8 protein-coding genes are annotated in these 9,630 nt (G+C 51.6%); 3 read left to right on the top strand and 5 right to left on the bottom strand.

Annotation, left to right across the window (positions count from 1 at the left end; all coding sequences use genetic code 11):
* From RTY00_RS12540 to RTY00_RS12530, 3 genes are all read left to right on the top strand, one after another.
* On the top strand, positions 1-1,373 hold a 1,373-nt coding region (locus RTY00_RS12540), incomplete at its 5' end, for a fimbria/pilus outer membrane usher protein (RefSeq protein WP_312664680.1).
* A gap of 1 nt (position 1,374) precedes the next feature.
* Positions 1,375-2,454, top strand: a complete 1,080-nt coding sequence (locus tag RTY00_RS12535) for a fimbrial protein (protein WP_312664679.1) — start codon at positions 1,375-1,377, stop codon at positions 2,452-2,454.
* Positions 2,455-2,484: 30 nt separating this feature from the next.
* A complete protein-coding gene (locus tag RTY00_RS12530; protein ID WP_312664678.1) occupies positions 2,485-3,105 on the top strand; it encodes a response regulator transcription factor in 621 nt (206 codons plus the stop codon).
* A 14-nt stretch (positions 3,106-3,119) separates the two neighbouring features.
* On the opposite strand, the gene RTY00_RS12525 is transcribed toward RTY00_RS12530, so the two are convergent.
* The 5 genes from RTY00_RS12525 to RTY00_RS12505 all read right to left on the bottom strand — a co-directional run.
* Entirely contained in the window at positions 3,120-3,317 is a 198-nt protein-coding gene (locus tag RTY00_RS12525; RefSeq protein WP_312664677.1) for a hypothetical protein, read from the bottom strand.
* Between the two features lie 188 nt (positions 3,318-3,505).
* Positions 3,506-5,371: a GNAT family N-acetyltransferase gene (locus tag RTY00_RS12520; RefSeq protein WP_312664676.1), complete on the bottom strand. Its 1,866-nt coding sequence runs from the start codon at positions 5,369-5,371 to the stop codon at positions 3,506-3,508.
* Positions 5,368-6,390 carry a UDP-glucose 4-epimerase GalE gene (galE, locus tag RTY00_RS12515; protein ID WP_312664675.1) on the bottom strand — a complete coding sequence of 341 codons (1,023 nt, stop codon included), beginning with the start codon at positions 6,388-6,390 and terminating at the stop codon, positions 5,368-5,370. The genes RTY00_RS12520 and galE overlap by 4 nt, the downstream gene beginning before the upstream one ends.
* Positions 6,391-6,446: 56 nt before the next feature.
* Entirely contained in the window at positions 6,447-7,571 is a 1,125-nt protein-coding gene (locus tag RTY00_RS12510; RefSeq protein ID WP_312664674.1) for a sugar efflux transporter, read from the bottom strand.
* Positions 7,572-7,622: 51 nt separating this feature from the next.
* A partial coding sequence (locus RTY00_RS12505) for a family 20 glycosylhydrolase (protein ID WP_312664673.1) occupies positions 7,623-9,630 on the bottom strand: 2,008 nt, incomplete at its 5' end.

Raw genomic sequence — 9,630 nt, 5'->3', positions numbered from 1 at the left:
ATGGCGGTATGCAGCTGGCCAAAGAGTACTTGTCTGCCAGCGCCGGTATTGGATTGGGCATTGGCCGCCTTGGCGCGGTTTCTGCGGATATTACCCAATCCAACGCCACGCTGCCGAACGGTGAAAAGAGTCAGGGCCAATCTTATCGTCTGCGCTACTCGCGCAGTATCGTTGAAACCGGCACCTCCGTGTCGCTGGCAGCCTATCGCTACTCCACCGAAGGCTATTACACCTTGCAGGATGCGATGATCAACCCGGCCGATGGCATCAACGGTGCGCTCAACCGTAATTACCGTCCGCGCGGAGAATTCCAGGTGATGCTGAACCAGTCGTTGGGTGATGCGGGTTCTATGTATGTCTCGGGTTCACAACGTGATTACTGGAACAAGCCGGGCAACCTACGCACTTACACGCTGGGTTACAACACCAACCTGTTTGGCGTTAGCTACGGTATGAACCTCAGCCAGTCGCAGGACAGCGACAGCGGTAAAGAAGATCGTCGTCTGGCGTTAACCGCATCGGTACCGTTGAGTCGCTGGTTAGCCGGTGATTCACGTAATTCGATGCAGCTTAATTACGGCATGGCGCATACCAAAGGGCAGGGTACCACGCAGCAGGCCGGTTTGAGCGGCAATGCGCTGGATAACCAGCTCAACTACAACGTCAGCCAGACGCTGGGCAATGACAATAACACCAGCAATCTCTCCGCATCCTATCGCGGCAACAGCGGTACCGTTTCGGCGGGCTATAACCGCAGCCAGGCACAGGAACAGATCAACTACGGCCTGCGCGGCGGCATTGTTGCCCATCCGTATGGCGTAACCTTGTCGCAGGAAATGAGCGACACCGTGGCGCTGGTGCGTGCGCCGGGCGCAGCCAACATTAAAGTCAACAACCAAACCGGTCTTTCCACCGACTGGCGCGGTTATGCGGTGATGCCGTATATGTCGCCGTATCGTCGCACCGATATCTCACTCGATCCGCAGGGATTAGGCACCAATGTCGCGCTCGATCAAACCAGCACCTCCGTAACGCCAACCCGTGGCGCGGTGGTATTAGCCGACTTCAAAACCCAGCGCGGTCATCAGGTGATGATTACGTTGCGTAAAGCCAACGGCGACTATGTGCCGTTTGGTGCCTCGGCCAAATTGCTGCTGGACGAAGGTGAGCAGAACAACAGCAGTATCGTAGGTGATGAAGGATTGCTCTATATCTCCGGCATGCCAGACACCGGTTCGCTGGAACTGCAATGGGGCCGTGGCGCAGATGCGTCTTGTAAGGTGAACTTCAACCTGAAGGCCGCCAGTGAAAATCAAATGGACGGCGTGCCGTTGCAGGTGCAGAGCGTCTGCCAAAACAGCGAGGAAGCTTGAGATGAATAATATGTTTGGCAGACAACTGCTATTAGGCAGCGCGATCGCCGCACTGTTGGGTAGCAACGCCGCGTGGGCGCAAAATCTGACGCTGTCGGATTTACCGAATGGCTGCAGTTATACCCGCAGCGAACAGCAACCGCTTAACGGCCTGGTCAAAATCCCGCCCGCTACGCCGCTGTTTGCCGCCATCGGCGATGCGCCACATACGCTGTTGGATATTGGTGTGCAGTGTGCCGGCCCGCTGTCCGCACCGGTCAAGCTTGGACTCAAAGAGAGTGGCGCGCTGGATTGGATTGGGCCAGGCCGCGATGTGCTGGCAACCAATGTGAATGGCATCGGCGTGCGTTTATTTGCTGATGCGAACAGCGAAGGCGGCAGATGTGTCGGCAGCGGCGCGATTACCGCAGGGCAATCTACCAGCTGTTCATTAGGTCAGGAAGGCGATGATACACGCCGCATCAGTTTCAGCCTGAAAGCGCAGCTAATGAAAATCAGTAATAACACGCCAATCCAGTCGCAGCGTACGCTGCAATTGACCAATGGCGGCGCAATTCTGCTGGAATCACAGGGCGCGACGCAGCAGCAACTTGATGTGCTGAACAGCGGCTTGCTTACGCCAACCATCGCCACCCAAGCCAGTTGTATACTGGTTACCGAGCAAAATCGCACGGTTAATTTCGGTACCATTCATCGACCCCAATCGGGCAATCAGGAAGTGACGCTTGGCCAGGCGCAGCCAACACCGATCGAAGTCTCCTGCTCGCCACTGCGTGATGACGCCGCCAATAATTACAACGTGGACATCACCTTCAGCGCTGGCAGCTTAGCCAATAATGATGACACCGCATCAGCGACATCGATCGATGATATGGCGATTCGTTATTCCACGAAAGCGGAAGGCGGCGACTGGCAGAAGTTTGGCGAAAAATTACCGCTGGTTTATAACGCCGCCAACAGTGGCAGTGAAAGTCACTTCGCACAAACCTGGTATTGGTTCTTGCGCTATTTACCTGGTGCCAATCATCAGCAAACCGGCAACTTTAATGCGGTCGCCACCTACACAATAACTATTCAGTAATGATTAATTTTACACACCGGGTAAAAAAATATGATTGAGAGTAATGTCATTATTCTTGATGACCATCCGATATTTCTTGAAGGTCTGAAAAGGATAATTAATCACGAAACGGATTTCACCGTGACGGATTGCTGTAAAAATAGCAATGAGCTGTTTTTCTCGCTCAGTCTGGCTCCGGCAAATATCGCGTTAATCGATTGTTCACGCCCGAAAGGGGATTTGAATATCAAGGCGCTGGTGGAACAGTTAAGTGTCACTCATCCCAAAATGACCATTGTTGCCATGGGCGATTGTCGCCAACAGCAGCAATTAAGCGATGCGCTGAAGCCACAGATTAAATCCTACTTTTGTAAATCGTTGACGCCGGAAAATTTGATCACTGGCCTGCGCCATATCTGGTCAAGCTATTGTCAATCTGAGCCGCTATTGCTGGATGATGCTGTCGATACGCCAGTTTTAATTAAGCCACGCCTTTCAGCCAAGGAAAAAATGGTTGTCGAATATCTGCATGCGGGACTGAGTGTTTCGCAAACGGCATTGCGTTTATCGCGAAGTGTGAAAACTATTAGCTCGCAGAAACGTTCGGCAATGCGCAAGCTGGGTATTGTTCGGGACAGTGGAATTTTTAAGTTGGACATTAATTCACTGTAGTTTATTTCTGATAATCAACCCAGCCAGCGTCGCGCTTGCGCATCAGTAATATCGCGATAATAGATTTTATACAGTTGCTCATCACAGCCTTTACATTGCGCCTGAACATAAGTGGCAAAACAGGTGCGGCCAGAAGGCGATATTGCGCCTTTGCGCGTAATTGTGATGTTATGCCAACGATGTGCGTGTGGAATAAAACTGAATAATTTCATTATCGCTTCCGGAGTTGGTGAATGTATTCAAATCCGGAGCGCAATTAGGCCTTTTTTCTGGCGTGATAAAGTTGATAAGCATCAAGATGCGACTAACTCTTTAAGACTTTGCTTGTTTATCTCAATTTCTAACGCTTCCGGTGCGAATTGAACAACCGTTCGCACCGGATAATTTGATCTCAGAGAGATTAAAGCGTTAATGCCATAAATACGATTTCATCATTAAACCGCGCAACCTCCTGTTTCATCCTGCCTATCACGGTAAAACCTTTCTTGCTGTAGATCATATAAGCCGGATTAGATTGCCAGACACACAACGTGATGCGGCGCAATTTTTGCTGTTTAGCCTGCTCAATCATGCGTGACAAAACTTGATTGAAGTAGCCTTTTCCCTGTTCCTCTGGAATTAAGGCTACGCTGCAGACGAAGTAGTCATCTGGCTGGCCGTAGTGATTAACAAAGTCGTCGTAAGCCTCATCGAGGGGACGTACCTCTTTACGATAGCCGTATTCAACTTTGATCTGATCATATTCCTTAATCGATGCCGCATTAAGGAATCCAATCATTTTTCCCTGCGGGTTATAAATCACCGAGATCTGCTGCAGGAACGGCTGGATATTTTGTCGCAGCTGTAAGGTGGTTAAGTCGGCGGCATAAATATTATCGACTGAGCAGTATTCCAGATAGCTGGTGCTGAAAATTAACTGCGCCATGCTGCGTTGTTCATGCTGGTCAGAAATAATGCCCGGTTTGAAGATAAGTGGTGAGGATGTAGGCCGATAAACTGGCTGCCAGAAATCACCGTCTATTATCTTCTTATCGGTTAATGCAATCAGGTAATCGCTAAATAATCCATTCACTTTATCAAGTTGTGGATCCTGACAAAGCACGCCGTAATAGTGGTAATAAGGAATTTCAGCGCGCAGCTGCGGCGCATAGGCAATCTGTAAAATTTCCTGCTCGGCAAATAAAGGCACCAGTTCACCCAATTGCAATGGATCGCTAAGTTGCCATTTACGTTGAGAAAGTTGATGCACGGTTTGTTGATAATAGTGCTGTTCATCAACACTTAATGGCCGACGTTCACCACTTAAAATATCTTCCTGTAAGCGCATCCCTTTAATGCCGCATACGCGTGGCGTTGGCACATCAAATCCGCATACGGCAAAACAGCTAAAGTCCTGATGGCTTAGCTGCGTGACCTGTAATTGTTCGCACCATAACTGATAAAAAGGTTCGAAGATGGCGCGTTCACTGTCGGGCGTTTTAGCTGCAATCGGTTGAGGCCAGCCACGATAAACCTCACTGAGCTGCCGCTGTAACTCCTGCAATACCGGATTGTTTTGATGGCTGATGATCATGCCGGTTTCATCAGTGAATAAATTTAGCCAGCTGATGTGCTGCTGCTCGCCAGGAAAATCGGGCAGCTCTGGATGAAACAAAAACAGCGTGGCAGGTTGAGCGGGGATCGTATCGGCATCCAGGTAAACACCGCCACATTCGGTGAGAATGGCCAAACGGAAGAAGTCAGAAAGCGTGGCGTAATAGCGTTTGTCGTGCAGCTGCTGTAAGACGTCAACCAGCGCGCAGTCAAAGGCGTGCATCAGTGCGCTCAAACTGTTCACCTGCACCAGCGCATCAGGCAGAAACAGTGTGCCCAGCTGGAATGCGCTCTCTCCCTGCTGAACGACAAAACGGCTATCAGCTGCCAGCTGTTGCGCATCCCACACCCACAGCGTTTGCTGAAAATCACTGCGGCTGGCTTCAATCGCACGTTGCCATTGGGCGAGGGTGCGGTTGACGTTGAGTGGCGTTGATCCGCCGAGCCAGACGCGATGCAGCCTACACTCGGATCCCGTCAGCCGACTGGTGGGCACCGCAAACATCGAAGAGAAATCGGCTACTGCGACATCCTGTGGCTGATACTGCTGCTGCCACTGTTTAAACTGACTGAACGCTTCCTGCCAATCTGCTGCAGCAGGCGCAGTGAAGCTTTTTTTCAGCGCGGCGAGCTGGCGCTCATAGAGCGGTAAAAACGTTTCGCGCGTCATCATAAGGTTTCGCTCCCAATGTAGCCCTGCGGATTCTGTGTATGCCAGCGCCATGCATCGCGCAACATCGCTTCGAGACCGCGCGTTGCCTGCCAGCCAAGCTCTTTTTTCGCCTGACCGGGATCGGATAAGCAGATGGCGACATCGCCAGGACGGCGTGCGCGCATATCGACCGGGACACGTTTACCGCTCACCTGTTCAAACATCTGCACGATTTCCAGCACCGAGTAGCCTTGTCCGGTGCCGAGATTGTAATGACGATAGCCTGGTTTGAGATGATTCAGCGCCTGGATGTGCCCCTCAGCGAGATCCATTACATGGATGTAATCGCGCACGCCGGTGCCATCGGGTGTTGCATAGTCATCACCAAATACCGGCAAGTTGCCTCGTTGTCCATTGGCAACCTGAAACAGATAGGGCAGCAAATTGTTGGGAATACCTTCAGGGTGCTCACCAATCTGGCCGGAAGGATGTGCGCCGGCAGGATTAAAATAACGCAGTGCAGTTATGGCTAATTCGGGTTGTGCATCCACCACTTCACCCATGATCTTCTCAACCATATATTTGGAAGCACCATAAGGATTGGTGGTATTACCGGTATCACAGTTCTCACACAGTGGAATTTTTTCCGGGATACCATAAACCGTGGCAGATGAACTAAATATAAGTTTATTAACCTGATGCTGTTTCATGATTTCCAGCAGCATCAGCGTTCCCGCAATATTGTTCTGATAATATTTCACCGGTTTTTGCAGCGATTCATTCACCGACTTCAAACCCGCCATATGAATAACGGCATCGATCGGTTGCTGATTAAAAACCTGATTTAAATCGGCACGGCGGCGAATATCGCCCTGATGAAAAGTGATTTTCTTTCCGCTTAATGCTTCAACGCGTGTTAAGGCTATCGGTGAGCTATTACACAAATTATCCAGCACAATCACCTGATGATTTTGCTGCAGCAGACTAAGGGCAATGTGCGAACCAATATAGCCCGCGCCACCCGTAATTAAGACATTCATTAGCGTACACTCCATGTGTTTTGATGCGCGCAGCGATGCGCGACGAATGAGGTTTTTTAAACATTGTCGACCTTTGTTATCAGTAGTAATGACATCACCAACAGCACACAGGCCGCTGGCCAGATGGCTAGCGGTGAGACTGCGGTGAGAATTCCCTGTAATACGCCAGCAATCAGCACGCCGATGGACATCGAATTGGTATACAGCGTTGCCGCCATACCTTGACGATGTTGCAGCAAGTCCTGAAACCAGAACAGCCCAACGGTGGCGATGATGGCGATAAAAACGGCATTGAAAAATTGCAGCATCATCAATGGAATAAACCCATTGCTGAAGAAAATACCGGCATAAAAAATGATGCCGCACAGCATGGCGGCCTGCATTTGTGATTGCTTGCCCCAGCGTTTGAGCATTCGAGCGCTGAGCAGCATGATCGGGATTTCCAGCGCTGCGGCGAGGCCAAACATGATGCCGGTCCATTCGACGGACAGTGTGGGCTGCTGCGCCAGATGCAGAGGAAAGCCAATCAGATAGAGTGAGCTGCAGCTCCAGACCAGCAAGGTGGCGAGCATCAGCAACGTCAGGTTTTGCCCCAGCGGCTGCTGATTATTTTGCTGTGCAGGCTTAGCTGCAACCGCTTGATTGCCCGGTGGCAAGGTAAGCGCCAGAAGCGTAACGCTGAGTAATAAGCCGGACATGATGGAATAAAGCCAGGCAAAACCGGCCAATTGAATGATCCAGAATGCCAGCGGCGGGCCAAATACCCACGCCAGCGAAAATTGGGCACGTAAAATAGCGCTGAACGTGTTGTCGCTGCGGGTTTGACGTGCAAGCGCGAACAACTGTGGTACCGCCGCGCTGCCGCAGGCGCTAAGTAATGAGCCGAGCGTTATCAGCAACAGATAATGACGGCAGAAGATAAATAGCAGTGAATTAAGCGCAAGCGAGAATAAACACAGTAGCAACAGGGGCCGGCGCTGCTTTATACGATCGGAATAACGAGCAATAAGTAAGCTGATAGCAATACTGCTGAGCGCGTTAACACTGTAAAAGGCACCGATCTTCCAGGCTGCCACATTAAGTTCGTTAGCCAGAAATAAGCTAAGTGTTGGAATAAACAGGGCGCCGCTTAAACCGGCGCCAAGTGCAACAACATAAAAAGAAAGCGTTGAGTATTTCATCGACATCCTTGTCAGTTCCGCCCCTTGCACTCCCGCGAGGGGCTAATCAGTTTAAAGTGCTTCAGCGCGGCTGAAACGTTTGCCATCCGGGCTCACGCTACGCACCCAGACTTTATCGGCGGCGGTGATGGTCGGTTTGTCATGTGGCAGATAACGTTGCCAGTTTTTGCCGTTATCCACGCTGTACTCCAGCGGCAGTCCCGGCAGCGCAATGTTCATGGTCAGCGTGCCATTCTCCACGCGCGCCCCCGGCACCGGTAAACGGTAGTGAATACCGGCTTTATCCATCTTGCCCAATTCACGCTGGCCTAACAGGTTGGCGAAACGCTGCCAGTCCTGATTGCGCTGCTGCTGGTTAACGAAGTGGGTTTCGCCGCCTTTAAAGGTGCGTCCCTGTTGATAATCCAGCTCCCACTCCGCGCGATGCCAGCCGCGTTCGGCCACCGACAGCAGGCGAGGGAATACCATGTAATCCATCTGCTGATCGGTACGCGTGGTTTCGCTCCACAGTTGTACTGAAATGCCGTATGCGCCTGACCACGGCTTATTCGAGGTGGCATCAAAGGTTTTGCCATCGCGATCCACCGAGGTTTCAGCGTTCTGCGGCAGGTTGTCTGGTGCGAAGCCAAACATCTTGCGCTCATCGCTGAAGCGCGTGCCCCAGTAATAGCCGCGCTCGTTAGGATTCACCTCATACGGGAAGTCCATGTAGACGTAATCCGGATTGGAGATCACCACTTCGTAATCTTTCATCGTCCAGTCGTTAGCGGTGTCAAAACCGCCCCAATAGAGCGTGTCCCAGAAGTTAACGCGAACGCGCGAGGTGGCGAAGGCGTGCGCGTCAGCTGCATCTTTCAGCCCATCTTGCCAGGCCTGCATCACCGGAATGCCGTGCGCTTTCACCATTTTGCTTACTTCTAACGCGAAGTGACTTGGTAAGTGCTCCAGATCTTCCACTTTGCCGGATTTCACCACCGCCTGGCAGACCTGAGATTTTGCCCAGGGTTTGTCCTCTTTGCTTTGGTCTAAAATACCCGTTCCTGCTTTCGGGTTTTTGATATCGCTGTAGCCGGTTCCGAGGCGGATATTTTTCGCTTCATCACCGCCAAAGTGCCAGGTAGTCAACGGTTGGCCCGCTTCGAGGTGCATCGCCTGCACTTCACCAATCACTTTATCGACAAAGCGCTTTGAGGAATCGAGGCAAGGATTGAGATAGCTGGTGCGGTCGTACAACTGCACGGAACGGGTATTCGAGGTATCGGTTGGATCCACCAGACGATATTCACTGGCCTGCTGCGGTTTACCCGCCTTCATGTATTGCTGATAACGCGCTTCCATCGAAATCACTGCCGCGCGCGCGTGTGCAGGCATATCGATTTCCGGGATCACTTCAATGTTGCGTGCCTGAGCGTATTTGACGATCTCAATATAATCGGCGCGGCTGAAATGCCCGGTTCCGTTGTTATCCGTGAACGGGCCGGAGCCCAACTGCGGCAGCAGACATTGCTGCTCAGTGAGATCGTGACAACGCTTACTGCCCACATCGGTCAACTCAGGTAGACCGGGAATTTCGATACGCCAGGCTTCGTCATCGGTCAGGTGGAAATGGAATTTATTCATCTTCCACGCCGCCATCTGATCGAGCATGCGCAGCACCGCTTGCTTGCTGTGGAAGTTACGCGCGACATCAAGGAAGGCACCGCGATAGGCAAAGCGCGGGGCATCTTTCGCCTCGAGCGTGGCGATAATCGGTTTACCTTCAGCGGGCACCAGCGACAGTAACGACATCAAGCCGTAATAGACGCCAGCCTGATCGTAACCAATGATATCGGTGCCGCGTGGTGTGATGCGCAGTTCATAAGCTCCCGATACGGCTTCTTTACCTTTAAAAGAGTGGGCAGCAATGCGGGTTTTCACGTCATAACCTGAAGACTGCTGTTTGAGCCCCATCAAATCGAAGCGCTGCTTAACCGCATCGGCTTGATTGTTCGCCAATACATCCAGATGCAAAGTGACGCCACGGCTCAGATCGACATCGGCAGCATGAACTTTCACCGTG

Source organism: Pantoea sp. CTOTU49201, from assembly GCF_032054795.1.
Taxonomy (GTDB): domain Bacteria; phylum Pseudomonadota; class Gammaproteobacteria; order Enterobacterales; family Enterobacteriaceae; genus Pantoea; species Pantoea symbiotica.
This window is presented reverse-complemented; position numbering and strand designations above follow the sequence as displayed.